General features: G+C 50.2%; 15 protein-coding genes. 8 read left to right on the top strand and 7 right to left on the bottom strand.

Going from position 1 to position 14,935, the window contains the following annotated elements:
* Positions 1-80 precede the first annotated feature (80 nt).
* Positions 81-2,111 carry a choline transporter gene (locus OK409_RS03760; RefSeq protein ID WP_052270535.1) on the bottom strand — a complete coding sequence of 677 codons (2,031 nt, stop codon included), beginning with the start codon at positions 2,109-2,111 and terminating at the stop codon, positions 81-83.
* A gap of 255 nt (positions 2,112-2,366) precedes the next feature.
* Here OK409_RS03760 and betI point away from each other — a divergent pair, with 255 nt between their 5' ends.
* From betI to OK409_RS03720, 8 genes are all read left to right on the top strand, one after another.
* Positions 2,367-2,960 carry a transcriptional regulator BetI gene (betI, locus tag OK409_RS03755; protein ID WP_010258750.1) on the top strand — a complete coding sequence of 198 codons (594 nt, stop codon included), beginning with the start codon at positions 2,367-2,369 and terminating at the stop codon, positions 2,958-2,960.
* A gap of 14 nt (positions 2,961-2,974) precedes the next feature.
* Positions 2,975-4,447, top strand: a complete 1,473-nt coding sequence (gene betB, locus OK409_RS03750; protein WP_010670776.1) for a betaine-aldehyde dehydrogenase — start codon at positions 2,975-2,977, stop codon at positions 4,445-4,447.
* A 23-nt stretch (positions 4,448-4,470) separates the two neighbouring features.
* Positions 4,471-6,153, top strand: a complete 1,683-nt coding sequence (gene betA / locus OK409_RS03745; protein WP_010258743.1) for a choline dehydrogenase — start codon at positions 4,471-4,473, stop codon at positions 6,151-6,153.
* 429 nt (positions 6,154-6,582) lie between these two features.
* Entirely contained in the window at positions 6,583-6,933 is a 351-nt protein-coding gene (gene mdtJ, locus OK409_RS03740; protein WP_010258741.1) for a multidrug/spermidine efflux SMR transporter subunit MdtJ, read from the top strand.
* Positions 6,920-7,249 (top strand): multidrug/spermidine efflux SMR transporter subunit MdtI, encoded by a 330-nt coding sequence (mdtI, locus tag OK409_RS03735; protein WP_010258739.1) that lies wholly within the window; start codon positions 6,920-6,922, stop codon positions 7,247-7,249. The genes mdtJ and mdtI overlap by 14 nt, the downstream gene beginning before the upstream one ends.
* A 200-nt stretch (positions 7,250-7,449) precedes the next feature.
* Complete coding sequence (locus tag OK409_RS03730; protein ID WP_010258734.1) at positions 7,450-8,592, top strand: acyltransferase family protein; 1,143 nt, start codon at positions 7,450-7,452, stop codon at positions 8,590-8,592.
* Positions 8,593-8,742: 150 nt separating this feature from the next.
* Entirely contained in the window at positions 8,743-9,003 is a 261-nt protein-coding gene (locus tag OK409_RS03725; RefSeq protein WP_122888806.1) for a hypothetical protein, read from the top strand.
* 101 nt (positions 9,004-9,104) lie between these two features.
* On the top strand, positions 9,105-9,290 hold the full coding sequence (locus OK409_RS03720; protein ID WP_031591405.1) for a hypothetical protein: 186 nt from the start codon (positions 9,105-9,107) through the stop codon (positions 9,288-9,290).
* A 97-nt stretch (positions 9,291-9,387) separates the two neighbouring features.
* On the opposite strand, the gene OK409_RS03715 is transcribed toward OK409_RS03720, so the two are convergent.
* From OK409_RS03715 to OK409_RS03690, 6 genes are all read right to left on the bottom strand, one after another.
* The gene (locus OK409_RS03715; RefSeq protein ID WP_010258717.1) at positions 9,388-9,525 is read right to left on the bottom strand and encodes a hypothetical protein; all 138 of its coding nucleotides are present in this window, start codon (positions 9,523-9,525) and stop codon (positions 9,388-9,390) included.
* Between the two features lie 213 nt (positions 9,526-9,738).
* On the bottom strand, positions 9,739-10,761 hold the full coding sequence (gene adhP / locus OK409_RS03710) for an alcohol dehydrogenase AdhP (protein WP_010258714.1): 1,023 nt from the start codon (positions 10,759-10,761) through the stop codon (positions 9,739-9,741).
* 552 nt (positions 10,762-11,313) lie between these two features.
* Positions 11,314-11,754 carry a hypothetical protein gene (locus OK409_RS03705; RefSeq protein WP_061703867.1) on the bottom strand — a complete coding sequence of 147 codons (441 nt, stop codon included), beginning with the start codon at positions 11,752-11,754 and terminating at the stop codon, positions 11,314-11,316.
* Between the two features lie 17 nt (positions 11,755-11,771).
* A complete protein-coding gene (locus OK409_RS03700) occupies positions 11,772-12,464 on the bottom strand; it encodes a hypothetical protein (RefSeq protein ID WP_231905517.1) in 693 nt (230 codons plus the stop codon).
* Positions 12,465-13,057: 593 nt separating this feature from the next.
* Positions 13,058-14,329, bottom strand: a complete 1,272-nt coding sequence (locus OK409_RS03695; RefSeq protein ID WP_264366780.1) for a hypothetical protein — start codon at positions 14,327-14,329, stop codon at positions 13,058-13,060.
* 3 nt (positions 14,330-14,332) lie between these two features.
* Complete coding sequence (locus OK409_RS03690; RefSeq protein ID WP_264366779.1) at positions 14,333-14,929, bottom strand: WYL domain-containing protein; 597 nt, start codon at positions 14,927-14,929, stop codon at positions 14,333-14,335.
* Positions 14,930-14,935 lie beyond the last annotated feature (6 nt).

The following is a 14,935-nucleotide window of genomic DNA, read 5'->3' as shown; positions in this document are numbered from 1 at the left end:
CGGCAGGTGAAGCGGTATTGTTCATGACGACGGTAGCGAAAAAAAAGCCCGCCAGCAATTGCTCACTGACGGGCCCTGATTTAAGCGCTTGGGAAGCTGATGTTGCTGCCCGGCGCTTCACGGTTGAGATGGATGAAGTTCAGGTGTCGCTCATACTGATCCAGTATGTCGATGATCACCTGCTCTTTGCTGTAATCCATTAAGTCATTACCCTGGCTGCCTTCCATCAGGAAGGTTTCCAGCCGGTAGTAGGTCGACTTACCGCTGCGGGCGCGATAGGTAAAGCCCGGAATCGAATATTGCTGCGGCCAGACCTGATAGATAAAGTCCTGCTCCTCGCCCAGATGGACGCGCAGATCCAGATAGCCAATCGGGTTGCTTTCATCCGCCTCAACGCTCTCCAGCGTGACCCGGCCATCCCGCAGCTCCAGCTCTTTCGCCACTTCCTGCATCGCCGGATAGATGGTTTTTTCCATCATCTGCTGGGTATAACGCGAGCCAGGGTAGTTCATCAGGCGCGACAGACGCTTCTTCCAGGTCAGGCGATCGGTCGCATGAGCCAGATAGGGCGCGGTGTCGCGCGTGGCGCTGGCCCGACGGTGATCTTCAATCTTCAGGGATTTAAACAGCCCCGCCATGACAAAGAAGATAACAAAGCTGAACGGCAGCCCCATGATTACCGTGGTGTTCTGCAAGGCAGTGATACCGTTGGTCATCAGCATACTCAGTGTCAGTACCCCAATCGCCACAGACCAGAAGATACGCAGCCAGTTCGGTGCATCACTGTTGATGTCTTTCAGTCGCGAGGTGAAGTTACCCAGCACCAGCGAGCCGGAATCCGCCGAGGTGACGTAGAACAGCATACCGGTAATAGTCGCGACCGAGGCGCTGAGTTTAAACGCCGGATACTGCGCCAGCAGGCTATAGAAGCCGCGCTCCGCATGGTTCATCACTTCCTGCGCAAACTCCGTATTGCCGTGAATGATCTGATACAGCGCGGCATTACCGAACACTGACAGCCACAACAGCGTAAAGGTAAACGGAATAATCAGCGTGCCCAGCACGAACTCGCGGATGGTACGACCGCGCGAAATACGCGCCAGGAACAGGCCGACGAATGGCGACCAGGCCACCCACCATGCCCAGAAGAAGAGCGTCCAGCTGTTCATCCACTGGGTCGGACGATCAAAGGCAAAGGTATTGAGCGTCATGCCCATGAAGCGGTTGATGTAATCCCCGACGTTCAGCACCAGCGCATTCAGCAGGAACTCGGTGTTGCCGAAGAACAGCACAAACAGAATCAGTCCCAGCGCCATGATCACGTTGAGTTCGGAGAGAATACGGATCCCTTTATCGACGCCCGATGTGACAGAAATGGTGGCGATCACCACGGAAAGGACAATCAGCGCAGCCTGCGCGGTCAGGCCTTCCGGGATATCAAACAGCACTTTGAGGCCATAGTTAAGCTGCACGACCCCGATGCCGAGCGTGGTGGCGATACCAAAGATGGTGCCGACCACGGCGGCGATATCTACGGTGTGGCCAATCGGGCCATAGATGCGTTTACCAAAGATGGGATAGAGCGCGGAACGGATGGTGAGCGGCAGGTTATAGCGATAGCTGAAGTAGCCCAGCGCGATGCCCATCAACGCATACATTGACCAGCCGGTCAGTCCGTAGTGGAACAGCGTCCAGACCATCGCCTGGCGGGCCGCTTCCATCGTCTGCCCTGCCCCCTCCGGCGGCTGCATATACTGCGTCACCGGCTCGGCGACCGAGAAGAACATCAGGTCGATGCCGATCCCGGCGGCGAACAGCATGGCGGACCAGCTAAGGACGCTGAACTCGGGTTTGGAGTGCTCAGGCCCGAGCTTGATCGAACCAAAGCGTGAGCAGGCCATATACAACACAAAAACAATATAGAGCGTGGCAGCCAGCATGTAGTACCAGCCGAAGGTGGCGGAAACCCAGTTTACCGCCTTGAGGATCCAGCTCGCGGCCAGTTCACTGTAGAGAATCGTCACGAGTGAAAACGTCAGAATCAATCCGGCAGAGGTATAAAATACAACGGGATTGAGTCTGTCTTTTTCACCGGCAGGTGGATTATTCATCGGTTACCTCTGGTTAATGTCCTGAAAATACGCAATGGATAAGTCTTGCCGTCCACGGCTTTCCGGCCTTGCGGCCCTGTTTCGTTCTGTCACTTCCTGTTAATCGCTCAGGCAAACCAGCCTATTTTAGCACTCATTGCCGTTTCGCTTTCGCTACATTTAAAGAACAGCATCCTAACAAATTTTCTTTTTATATTGAACGTGCAATCAAAAAAAGTTTAAATAGGGGCTCGATTTGAGGGTGGAGCTGGAGCTATGCCAAAGGTAGGGATGCAGCCGATACGTCGTCGGCAACTGATTGATGCGACCCTGAGCACGATTAATGAAGTGGGGATTAATGATGCCACTATCGCCCAGATCGCCCGTCGGGCGGGGGTATCCACCGGCATCATCAGTCACTATTTCAAGGATAAGAACGGCTTACTGGAAGCCACGATGCGTGATGTGACGCGTCAACTGCGGGAGGCGGTACTGTCGCGGTTAGAACCGCTGGCCGGTGCCTCTGCAGAACAGCGGTTGTGTGCCATCGTTGAGGGTAATTTTGATGATACCCAGGTGCACACGGCAGTGATGAAAGCCTGGCTCGACTTCTGGTCGAGCAGCATGCATCAGCCCCAGCTTAATCGCCTGGAGCGGGTCAGCAGCCGGCGGCTCTACTCAACGCTGGTGGTCGAATTCCGGCGTGAACTGCCGCTGGAGAAGGCACGTCTGGCCGCACATGGGCTGGCTGCCCTGATAGATGGTCTGTGGCTGCGTGCCGCGCTGAGCGGTAAGCCATTTAACCCGGTCATCGCCCTCACACTGACCACCCAATTCATCCGTCAGCAACTGGCTGGCGAGCACGAATAACGGAAGGAGAAAACATGTCCCGATTCACCGAGCAGAAACTCTACATCGATGGCGCTTATGTTGCCGCAGCGTCTGGCGAAACGTTCCAGACGATTAACCCGGTCAACGGCGAAGTGCTGGCAGAGGTTCATGCCGCCGGCCAGGAAGATGTCAATCGCGCCGTTGCTGCCGCCAGAAAAGGCCAGAAAGTCTGGGCCGCGATGACCGCCATGGAGCGCTCGCGCATCCTGCGTCGCGCCGTCGATATTCTGCGTGAGCGTAATGATGAGCTGGCAGAGCTGGAAATGCTCGATACCGGTAAGCCTTACAGCGAAACCTCAGCGGTCGATATCGTCACCGGCGCAGACGTACTGGAGTATTACGCCGGTCTGGTTCCGGCGCTGGAAGGTCAGCAGATCCCACTGCGTGAAACCTCCTTTGTTTACACCCGTCGCGAACCGCTGGGCGTGGTAGCTGGTATCGGTGCCTGGAACTACCCGATTCAGATCGCCCTGTGGAAATCCGCGCCTGCGCTGGCAGCGGGTAACGCGATGATTTTCAAACCGAGTGAAATGACCCCGCTCACTGCCCTGAAGCTGGCGGAAATTTACACCGAGGCGGGCCTGCCGGATGGCGTATTCAACGTGCTGCCGGGCATCGGTTCGGTCACCGGTCAGTTGCTCACTGAGCATCCTGGCATCGACAAAGTCTCCTTTACCGGTGGCGTCGTCAGCGGCAAAAAAGTGATGGCCAATGCAGCAGGTTCAACGCTGAAAGAGGTCACCATGGAACTGGGTGGTAAATCACCGCTGATCATCTTTGATGATGCCGATCTCGACCTGGCCGCCGACATCGCCATGATGGCGAACTTCTACAGCTCCGGTCAGGTCTGCACCAACGGCACCCGCGTCTTTATTCCTGCAAAACTGCAGGCCGCATTCGAGGCGAAAATCAGCGAACGCGTTGCCCGCATTCAGGCAGGCGATCTGCGTGACCCGGCGACCAACTTTGGTCCGCTGGTCAGCTTCAGCCATCGCGATAATGTTATGCGTTATATCGAATCCGGCATCGCTGAAGGCGCACGCGTACTGTGTGGCGGCAAGCGTCTGACCGGTGGCGATTTCGACCAGGGTGCCTGGGTTGCACCAACCGTATTCACCGACTGCCGTGATGAGATGAAGATTGTGCGTGAAGAGATCTTCGGACCGGTCATGTCGATCCTGAGCTACGAAAGTGAAGAAGAAGTGATCCGCCGCGCCAACGACACCGAATTTGGTCTGGCCGCCGGGCTGGTGACGCAGGATCTCAATAAGGCGCACCGCGTGATTCATCAGATCGAAGCAGGTATCTGCTGGATTAATACCTGGGGCGAATCAGCCGCAGAGATGCCAGTGGGGGGTTACAAGCACTCCGGCATTGGCCGTGAGAATGGCCTGATGACGCTGCAGAGCTACACCCAGGTGAAGTCCGTGCAGGTTGAGCTGACGCGTTTTCAGTCAGTCTTTTAATCACTTAACCTGAGGAACGATGAATGGAATTTGATTACATTATTATTGGAGCCGGATCCGCAGGAAACGTTCTGGCTACCCGTCTGACCGAAGAGAGCAACGTGAGCGTCCTGTTGCTGGAAGCGGGCGGCCCGGATTACCGCTTTGATTTTCGCACCCAGATGCCTGCGGCCCTCGCCTTCCCGTTACAGGGCAAACGCTATAACTGGGCTTATGAAACCGAGCCAGAGCCTTACATGAACAATCGCCGCATGGAGTGTGGTCGCGGCAAAGGTCTGGGCGGTTCATCACTGATTAACGGCATGTGTTATATCCGCGGTAACGCGATGGATCTCGATAACTGGGCCAGCGAACCTGGGCTGGAGAACTGGAGCTATCTGGACTGCCTGCCTTACTACCGTAAAGCGGAAACCCGCGATATCGGCCCGAACGATTTCCACGGCGGCGACGGCCCGGTGTGCGTTGCAACGCCTAAAGCGGGCAATAACGTGCTGTTTGAAGCGATGATTGAGGCGGGCGTACAGGCGGGCTATCCGCGCACTGACGACCTTAATGGCTATCAGCAGGAAGGTTTTGGTCCGATGGATCGTACCGTCACACCAAACGGTCGTCGCTCCAGCACCGCGCGTGGCTATCTCGATATGGCCAAAGGCCGCGCCAACCTGAAGATCATCACGCATGCCACCACCGATCGCATCATCTTCGATGGCAAGCGTGCGGTCGGCGTGGAGTATCTGCAGGGCGACAGCAACACCATTAACAAAGTGACCGCGCGCCGTGAAGTGCTGCTGTGTGCCGGCGCTATCGCCTCGCCGCAGATCCTGCAGCGTTCTGGCGTGGGTTCTCCTGAGCTGCTGAAACAGTTCGACATCCCGCTGGTTCACGACCTGCCGGGCGTGGGTGAAAACCTGCAGGACCATCTGGAGATGTATCTTCAGTATGAGTGTAAAGAACCGGTCTCAATCTATCCGGCTCTGAAGTGGTGGAATCAGCCGAAAATTGGTGCGGAGTGGATGTTTAACGGCACCGGTATCGGCGCCAGCAACCAGTTTGAAGCGGGTGGCTTTATCCGCAGCCGCGAAGAGTTCAGCTGGCCGAACATCCAGTATCACTTCCTGCCGGTGGCGATTAACTACAACGGTTCCAACGCGGTTGATGCCCACGGCTTCCAGTGTCACGTTGGCTCGATGCGTTCTCCAAGCCGCGGTCATGTACGCCTGAAGTCACGCGATCCGCGTCGTCATCCGGCCATTCTGTTCAACTACATGTCGCATGAGCAGGACTGGCATGAGTTCCGCGATGCAATTCGCATCACGCGCCAGATCATCAATCAGCCGGCGCTGGATAAGTACCGTGGCCGTGAAATCAGTCCGGGACTGGATTGCCAGACAGATGAGCAACTGGATGAGTTCGTGCGTAACCACGGCGAAACCGCCTATCACCCGTGCGGCACCTGTAAGATGGGTAACGACCCGATGTCCGTCGTTGATGGCGAAGGTCGTGTGCATGGACTGGAAGGCTTACGCGTTGTGGATGCGTCGATTATGCCGCTGATCATCACCGGTAACCTGAACGCCACCACTATCATGATTGGCGAGAAAATTGCCGATAAGATTCGTGGACGCGATCCGTTGCCACGCAGCACCGCCGCTTACTATGTCGCGGGTGATGCACCCGTTCGCACGGTTCCGCAGCGCGCAGAATAATACGTGACAGCGTCACTTAATAATAGCCGGGCACTTTTGTTGCCCGGCTATTTTTTTTATTACGGTTTACCACAGATCCTTTTCCACACATCACCCTTTTCAAATCATCAAACCTTAACAGACATCAAACAAAGCAGCATCTGCTGTTGATTTGGTGATGTGCAGAATGCTATAAATCCAGCGTCTATTTAACCGGAGGCACTATCCGTCCACTGATGAGAAGCAACAATGTGGATGTGTTGTAAATTTTATGAGCAGAATGTTCATGTCAAACCCCCTGTATTCCCCCTCTTGCCTTTCTGGCTGGAACGCCGCCGATCAGCACTGGCGTAACGCCCTGTAGTCCCCTCACCACTTCGAACTGTTCTGAGTCTGCCCGCACGTTGTGCGTTGTTGCAGGTCGTCATTTATCGTTGCTGGAGAGCACCCATGCGCGCCTGGGTTTTATTATCACTCGCTATTGTTACGGAAATTATTGGTACCCTTTTTATGAAATGGTCCAGCCTCAATGGCAGCCATTCCGGCTACCTGATGATGCTGGGCATGATTGCCTGTTCTTATATTCTGCTGAGTTTCGCCATTAAACGTATCGCCCTGGGCGTGGCTTATGCGCTGTGGGAAGGTATCGGCATCATGCTGATTACGTTATTCAGCGTGCAGCTGTTTGGTGAAACGCTGTCAGCGCTGAAAATCTGTGGGCTGGTGACGCTGATCGTCGGAATTGTGTTGATCAAAACCGGCACCCAATCATCAGCGGAGGTTAATCATGCTCATCGCTGATCTTGTTCATGCGTCCTGGCTGGCGCTGGCTATCGTGCTGGAGATTGCCGCTAACATATTCCTTAAATATTCTGATGGGTTTAAGAAACCGCTGTACGGTCTGCTTTCACTTTGCTGTGTCCTGCTCGCGTTCAGCGCACTCGCTCAGGCGGTCAAAGGTATCGATCTCTCGATCGCCTATGCGGTCTGGGGCGGTTTTGGGATTATCGCCACTGTCGCGGCCGGATGGGTGTTGTTTGGCCAGCGGCTGAACCGCAAAGGCTGGGCCGGCCTGACCCTGTTGCTGGCCGGTATGATCCTGTTAAAACTGGCCTGATCCACCATTTCAATCAGTGATATTGATTAAGGGTGTGCCACTGCACGCCCTTAACTTCCTGTGCTTTCCCACCCTGTTTGGGTTGATTTCCCCCACTTACCTGTGCTCGGAATCTTCTTACTTTTGTAAAGGCCCGTTTACATATCTGTTGCCTTGAGGCTTAGTGAGCGCCGAAGGTCGGATAAAAACGAGGAATAGTTATGTCTGCAACACGAGGTTGGTCTACGGAGCTGGAGGGATTACGCGGCATCGCTTCTCTCTGGGTATTAGTTGGCCATATCAGCTTACTGGTTCATTGCCATATCACGCTTATTTCATCCCCTGGCATCGGGGTCGATCTGTTTATTCTGTTATCGGGTTATCTGATGGCGAAAAACTACGTCGAGCGTCAGCAGAAAGAGCCGTGGCAGAGCACAGAGACCATCAAGAAGTTCTGGATCCGGCGCTTCTTCCGCATCGCCCCGCTCTACTATCTGCTGTTAATCATCGCCCTGATTTATGGCCCGTGGTTTGGCGAGATGCGTGACACCATTGCTCATTTCTATTCCGGCACCGCCACAGAGTCGTCGCGTTACAACGACCAGTCGCTGGCAAACATCCTGACCCACTTCAGTTTCCTGTTCGGCCTGCTGCCCGAATATGGTTTTAATACTGTGCTGCCTGACTGGAGCATCGGGCTGGAGATGCAGTTCTATCTGCTGTTCCCGTTCATCATGTTGGTGACGCTGCGCTTTGGTTATGCCGCCTCGCTGATTGGCATCATGGCGCTCTGCTGCGCTGGCCGGTATGTGCTGGCAGATTATTATGAGGCGTTTGAGATGCCTTCAATGATCCTGATAAAGCTGAATATGTTCCTGTCGGGCATGCTGCTGGCCGAGGCGATCCGCCGTAAATCCCTGCTCTACGTCGCTTTTGCGCTGCTCGGCCCGGTCGCCAGCGTGGCGATGGGCCTGGGCGCGATTAAGCTGCAGGTGATTATGGAGGCGCTGATGATCGTCGGTATGACGGCGATTCTGTGGCAATACCCGCAGGGCAGCCTGATGGCAACGCTGATTGCTCTGCCGCGTAAGCTGCTGAACAACCGTCTCAGCACCTGGCTGGGCGACGTGTCGTTTTCGGTCTACCTGCTGCATCTGCTGATTGTAATCCCGCTGATCGCACTGCTGCTCAATCACACCGACATCGAGTTTAAGAGCGACATGATGCGTTTCCTGATTGTCTGCGTCTCTGCTATCCCGGTGACCTATGCGCTGGCCTCTTTACTCTATAAGTATGTTGAGAAGCCCGGCATTCAGATTGGTAAGCGCGTGCTGAAGCCGAAGCTGGCCGATCAGACCAGCTGAGTTTTAACGCAGGCCCTTCTGTTTTTAAAAGCCCCTGACTTCGGGGCTTTTTTATTGCCGCTTCACATGGCCTCACCTGAGCGGAAGTCAGCACACCCGCTGAGGTGAACTACACTTTGCCGGTTAGCAATCTGACTCAGAGGAGAGAACATGAGCATTCAGCATCTGCTGCTATCCACCGACGGTGGCGCAGTGATCATTGAAGCAGAACAACTCGAGAGTGAGCTGGTTATCCCGCCCCACCTGCAGACCCTGACCGGCGGTGAAGCTGACAGCGATACCGGCCATCGGGTGGCGGTAACAAAGCACTACTGCAAGGGACGCTACTATGCGGTTGCCCTTGATCGCCATGCGGCCAGCAATGAAATTGATGACGTAATCGACCTGCTGCATCCGACCCCGCTTGATTAGTCTTTGTCGGACAGAACCAGTTATGTTCAGCTGATTCCCTGGCGGAAAAACTCAGTATTGCCGGTGCGCGGCATTTACCTATTCAGAAGAGGATAAGCATCATGCAAAAGAAGAAGTGGTTTGTTTCTTACGTGATTAAGCCTGAGGGTGAAAATCATGTCACGACCCACGCCTTTATCGAGGGCGATGATGTCGAGGAGGCGCTGGAAGCCTTTATGTTCGAAACCAAGAAAAGCCTGTCGCTGGAAACCGGAGAGCTGATTCTGCTTTCAGTAAGCCTGGTGTAACTTCTGATTAACCTCGCGATTGCGGGGTTTTTTATGTCCTGTATCAGGATCGGTTATCTATTTATATTATTTATAATTTCCCTGGTGCGGCACTCAGTTACTTACTGGGATAAGGCCAGGCGTGATCCACGCCAGTTGATGACAGCAGACCGGTAACAGCCAGATACGCCAGTATCAGGACAAACAGCACAATCGCTGCAATTTCAATGGATTTGAGTAAGTGATGCTTAGCCATAAATAACCCTCCTTCAGATGTGTGTAATCAGACTTCACCCCATAAACTATAATGTTACCGGTAAAGTTCAAGTGAAAATCACATCATGAAACATAAAGCCGCGCTTATTAATGCTTTAACCGAATGTGCTCTTACGCATTCAGAGGGAGAGAACTGGCCTTACAGGCATAAAAAAGCCCGCACGGCGCGGGCTTCTGCGATTATCAGCACGGATTATTCAGCAGACTGACCGCTAAAGTCGATTACCATCCTGCCGCGGATCTTGCCCTGAATCATCTCATCGAAGATGGCATTGACCTCACCAATCTTCCTTTTGGTCACCTTCGGCACCACCTTCCCTTCTGCCGCAAACTGGAAAGCTTCCGCCAGATCGTTACGCGTTCCGACCAGCGATCCTACTACCTGAATGCCATCGAGCACCAGACGTGGAATATTCAGGCTCATCGCTTCCGGCGGCAGTCCGACAGCCACCACCCGACCACCGGCCCTGACCGCATCGACAGCAGAGTTAAAGGCCGCTTTGGCAACCGCCGTTACCACAGCCGCATGCGCCCCACCGGTTTGTTCCTGAATAAAACGAGCCGCATCTTCGCTGGCCGAGTTTACAACCAGGTCGGCGCCCATCTCTTTCGCCAGTGCCAGTTGCCCATCACTCACATCAACCGCGATCACTTTGGCGTTAAAGACATTTTTCGCATACTGCAGGGCGAGGTTTCCCAGCCCGCCAAGACCGTAAATCGCCAGCCACTGACCCGGTTTTACCTCGGACACTTTCACCGCTTTATAGGTGGTGACACCAGCGCAGGTGACACTACTGGCGGCGTAAGGATCAAGCCCGTCGGGGACTTTCACCGAATAGTCTGCAACGACGATACACTCTTCAGCCATGCCGCCATCGACGGTATAACCGGCATTAACGACCTCTCTGCAGAGCGTTTCGTTACCGGAGTTACAGTATTGGCAGTGTCCGCAGCCCTTAAAGAACCAGGCCACGCTGGCACGATCGCCTGGCTTGAGTGAGGTAACATCTGGCGCGACTTCCTCAACAATACCGATACCTTCATGGCCCAGCGTCACGCCGGTTTTATCACCGAAATCACCGTTCTTCACATGCAGATCGGTATGGCATACGCCACAGCATTCCATCCTGAGCCGTGCTTCGCCCGTTTTGAGAGGACGCAACGTCTTCTCAACCACTTCAACCTTGTGTTCACTGTTAGCAATTGCCGCTTTCATAAACGTTACTCCTTTTGATTGAAGACTTAAGGATAAGCCAAACCGTGGTGATGACAAGATGACAGGTAAGCTTTGGGTGCGAGGCTGGCAGGGTTGTTTCTGCTTTTGCAGAGTGGAGTGGGTTTTTGGGATGCAGACCGGGCACCTTAAGCTAGTAGGGTTATTTTGCGTTCGCTTTTCCACTCAAATTTTAAGCTCACTAATATGTCAGGATTTTATCAATACCATCGGTTAAATTTAATATACACATAAGAAACTACGATAACCCATGCAAAACTAAGAAGTGCTGCATACTGCGGAACAAAGCAGATGAAGATATACACGCCAGCCACAATAACTGCAGCAGGAACTAAATATAAAAATGACTGAATCAGCCATAAAATAGCACGCTTCATTTATTCATAATCTCATAAAGAGCGTCAGCAATTTCCCCCTGTTTGGCAGTACAGGTGCTGATACTGCCGCATCGAATATTGCATGGACGGAAAAACCTGAATAAAGACCCATTTTATGCCCAAAGCTTTCAGTTAAAACTTTTCAATGGCTAAATGTTTAATTCTGCCATTGAATCATTTCATCCAGCCTCTTCAGAATGTCGGGGAAATAGCTTTCATCAAGGCCAAAGCTGCCTTTAACCTGAACGCTGTCGGCATGGGATTCCGGGCGAATATCAAACTCTACTATTACACCATCTTTACCAGTCACTTTCCTGATAACCATGTTGAGCTGACCACGCTCGCTGCGAAAAATGAAAGGTTTTAATTCGCGCTGTGCGATTATTGCCTGATAATTCGCGGCAAACTCATCCTTTAAAATTCTTAGCTCACCTACAGTAAATTCAGTCTGAAACTGTACTTTCACGCCGCTTACGGAGAATTCTATCCATGACTGGATCCAATCCCATAAGTGCCCAGCAGGATCTGCTTCATTGTCGGGTATCCTTTCAAAAGGAGAAATCACGAAGGTGAAATCCTCATTGCGAAAATCAAACATAAAAGCCTTCCTTTCAGTTAATCCATATATTTGAAATGCGATATCGTCCAGTCTGATTCACGCACCACAACTTCGAGGGTGTATTCTTTGTACTCATACTGCAGAGTTTGCTTATTAAAGCGTAGCTTGAACATTCTGGTTTCATATCTGAACATGCCATCACCTTTACGGGGATCTGCCATTCTCTTGCCATATCGAATGGCTCGCTCCTGAATTTGCAGAGGGACATAGCGACCCGGTTCATACATGTGTTTTGCAGCAGCCTCAGTCATTTTAAGGTTACGTGCATGCAGCCCTAGTTTCAGTCTGCTGCGCAGAAAGGATATAGTGGATTGACTGAGCTTCGCATAAACAGCGGCACGTGCCCCTGATTCAAACAGCACCCGCCCTGTACGAAGGATACGAAAAATACCTAGGCCAAACAGGGCAATATCCGTGGGATCAATCAGGGGTGTTTCAAGTGGCGCTTCTTCCAGCCTGACAAAATGCCCCTGAACGTCATAAATCTGCCACAAACCCGGAGCCTGTGCGACCGAGTAACCGATACACATACCGCTGGTTTCATCTGTTACGGGCTTTGCATTTCCTGGCAAATGGCTGGGGCGAATCTCAAAAAAAACGCCCTGAGGCAATCTCGACTCAAATGTGTAGTAACGTCCAGGTTCCTGTTTTGCTGCTGTTCCTGATATCATTCTCAATCCCTCGTTCATGATAATGGCTGCATTATAGTGCCACACTAAGATAAAACGATCACTCTCCGAAATTTGCCTATCCGTCCGTCAGAGAACTATAAATACGTGAATCCCTCGGCACGAGCTGTGTCCCCTAGCATACCTTCACTCAGTGGACATCGGATGAATGATTAACGTCACTGTGTCTGCATTATCGAAATCAATAACGGCATGTTTGTCATTAAGACTTGATCCAACGTAACGCCCCAGATGCATTAATGAGAGTATTAGTCGAAGCGCGCGAAATGAGAGGTATTAAGATTGGGCCAGACCTGCTGAATTTTCATGAGATGAGACGCGCTGAAATTCGACTATTTGATGTGAGAAGCGAAGAAGTTTTTTTTAAAGGCCATTCGACCATAAAAAACTTTTCTATGAAGAAAAAACAATCGTGATTCAAGCGATCAGGAATATGTGATGGCATAGATTGAATAGTGTGATTTCGGGATATTTCGTAAAAGTCACAGAAAAATCTTTATAAATCATAGAACAAAAAAAGACCGAATACTATTTTATCCTTTATAAATCATCAAGTTGTAATCGATCATGGCGATAAGATGGCTCCAGCCGTCTCAGGTAAGATTCTTTGGGCAAGCAACATTTGAAACAGTGGCCAGTTCTGTCTCAAGTTCAGTGACAATTGAAGCTAAGTTATAATCCGCCGAATTACGTACATTTTCTCTTTGTTCAACTTTTTCTTTAGTACTTAGTTTCTTATGAAAATCATATAACTCTGGTAAATTCGCAGTAATCTTTTCCGTGTCCTTAGAGTGGAAAAAAAGAATTGGTGGCCCTCCATTAGTATTAAAAGCCACTGCCTTCAAAGAGGTAAGTTCCATAACCTCAATGAACCCCTTATCACAAGTAAGCAAGCCTGGGAAGAAATATCTTTCACCATTTCCCATGTCAAAAGTTATTGCTTGCTCTAAGTACCTAAAATGAACAAGGTCCCAAGTCATTCCTCTAAGAGCTTGCCAAATATTTTTCGAATTCCTGTGTATCTTATTAAAAAATTTGAAATTCGTGCCTTTTTCAAAAAACTCAGCCGCAACAATTAACTCTCGAGTAGCAAAAAAAGAAGCTTTATCATGGGCAAATCTGAAAACATCCAACATCTTATTTTTAAAAGATCTTGAAGGAGATCCAATTTGGATTATGCTAATTTTAAGAAGGTAAATATATATACAGTTATACCTTTCCAATATAGCCTTTCTAAATTCTTGATTTTTATTTTTACCAAGCATGTTTCTAAAATGCCTGTCCGTATTAAGAAGAAGCTCAGCTTTTGATACTTTGCTACTTAAACAACCTGTTTGGTGAAATTTTTCAGTATCAAATTTTTTTATAAATTCGTAGCCTAAAAGTTTGTCAAAAATTTTGTGATGATTGCCACTATCATCCATATTTTTTAAATTTTCAATTTCATATAGTACAGAATCAACTTGAGTATCTTTAAGAGATATGAATTTAAATATCTCCTCGATGTCGTCATCAAGCCCTGCTTTTCTGCCATTAATATAAGGCTGAAGATAACTTAAGGCCTGACTATCTAGAGATATTGAATAATCAATTTTGAAAGTTGAGCATCCTTTTTCACTAAACATCTCACCTATAGTCTCTGGATCCATAACTATTACATTCTCATCATTAAATAATGACCTAATGGACGCACCATTTTTAAACTTTTTATTAGATTCAAATCCAGGGTACGGGCCTTTTGGTGAAGAAAAAACAAATTTATACTCAGGTATAAGATGGTGAAACATAGTGTATATGGCTAAGGAATTCGATAACTCTTCTTGATTGCCAATATCCATTACCAAAATTTTTTTGATATATTCCATATATTATTCCCCCTGGCACATAGCTTCAGCCCATTCGTGGCAAGCTAAAGCCTCCCCAGTAGTTCGAACGATTATGTCACCTTCCACTCTATCTATCCTGAACGTTTTGAATTTACGTGATAAATAACAGTAACCCTCAACATACTCACCATCAAAACTCTTTACATCAACATCGCGGAAACTACTTTCACCTTTGCTATTAACATACGAAAACGCGACTGCTTTAATTTCTTCGCTCTTTCCTTTTGCATAGTTTACAGAACGATATGCTTTAGCCTTGGCCCCTCCTTTTTTACCATTGGATAACTCAAAATCCTTAAGCGCATCAGAATGCTCACTTATTAGGTTCTTACTATTGGTGTGCGGTTTTTTATAGTCTCGATTGCAGTACCATACTACTGCTGCGCCAATAATCATCATGATAATTGAAGCTAATGCATTAGCTGAAGGTTCAACAGCGAGACCACCGGCAGTTAAAAAATACCAAACTGAGAAAATAGATTTCCCAACTTTTTTACCGAGGCTTTGTTGCTTTATACAAATACTGCGAATAGCGTAGCCAGCTAAAACCAACGAGCATAAAACTAAAACCGTATCCATTTAATA

Origin of the sequence: Pantoea sp. RG18 (genome assembly GCF_025910075.1) — a bacterium.
Lineage (GTDB): Bacteria > Pseudomonadota > Gammaproteobacteria > Enterobacterales > Enterobacteriaceae > Pantoea > Pantoea agglomerans.
The sequence above is the reverse complement of the archived record's forward strand: the minus strand, read 5'-3'. Positions and strand labels throughout refer to the sequence as shown.

What these genes read in the sequence shown, in the direction of transcription:
- OK409_RS03760 (WP_052270535.1), bottom strand. Translation starts at nt 2,111, where the DNA reads ATGAATAATCCACCTGCCGGTGAAAAAGACAGACTCAATCCCGTTGTA.
- betI (WP_010258750.1), top strand. Translation starts at nt 2,367, where the DNA reads ATGCCAAAGGTAGGGATGCAGCCGATACGTCGTCGGCAACTGATTGAT.
- betB (WP_010670776.1), top strand. Translation starts at nt 2,975, where the DNA reads ATGTCCCGATTCACCGAGCAGAAACTCTACATCGATGGCGCTTATGTT.
- betA (WP_010258743.1), top strand. Translation starts at nt 4,471, where the DNA reads ATGGAATTTGATTACATTATTATTGGAGCCGGATCCGCAGGAAACGTT.
- mdtJ (WP_010258741.1), top strand. Translation starts at nt 6,583, where the DNA reads ATGCGCGCCTGGGTTTTATTATCACTCGCTATTGTTACGGAAATTATT.
- mdtI (WP_010258739.1), top strand. Translation starts at nt 6,920, where the DNA reads ATGCTCATCGCTGATCTTGTTCATGCGTCCTGGCTGGCGCTGGCTATC.
- OK409_RS03730 (WP_010258734.1), top strand. Translation starts at nt 7,450, where the DNA reads ATGTCTGCAACACGAGGTTGGTCTACGGAGCTGGAGGGATTACGCGGC.
- OK409_RS03725 (WP_122888806.1), top strand. Translation starts at nt 8,743, where the DNA reads ATGAGCATTCAGCATCTGCTGCTATCCACCGACGGTGGCGCAGTGATC.
- OK409_RS03720 (WP_031591405.1), top strand. Translation starts at nt 9,105, where the DNA reads ATGCAAAAGAAGAAGTGGTTTGTTTCTTACGTGATTAAGCCTGAGGGT.
- OK409_RS03715 (WP_010258717.1), bottom strand. Translation starts at nt 9,525, where the DNA reads ATGGCTAAGCATCACTTACTCAAATCCATTGAAATTGCAGCGATTGTG.
- adhP (WP_010258714.1), bottom strand. Translation starts at nt 10,761, where the DNA reads ATGAAAGCGGCAATTGCTAACAGTGAACACAAGGTTGAAGTGGTTGAG.
- OK409_RS03705 (WP_061703867.1), bottom strand. Translation starts at nt 11,754, where the DNA reads ATGTTTGATTTTCGCAATGAGGATTTCACCTTCGTGATTTCTCCTTTT.
- OK409_RS03700 (WP_231905517.1), bottom strand. Translation starts at nt 12,464, where the DNA reads ATGAACGAGGGATTGAGAATGATATCAGGAACAGCAGCAAAACAGGAA.
- OK409_RS03695 (WP_264366780.1), bottom strand. Translation starts at nt 14,329, where the DNA reads ATGGAATATATCAAAAAAATTTTGGTAATGGATATTGGCAATCAAGAA.
- OK409_RS03690 (WP_264366779.1), bottom strand. Translation starts at nt 14,929, where the DNA reads ATGGATACGGTTTTAGTTTTATGCTCGTTGGTTTTAGCTGGCTACGCT.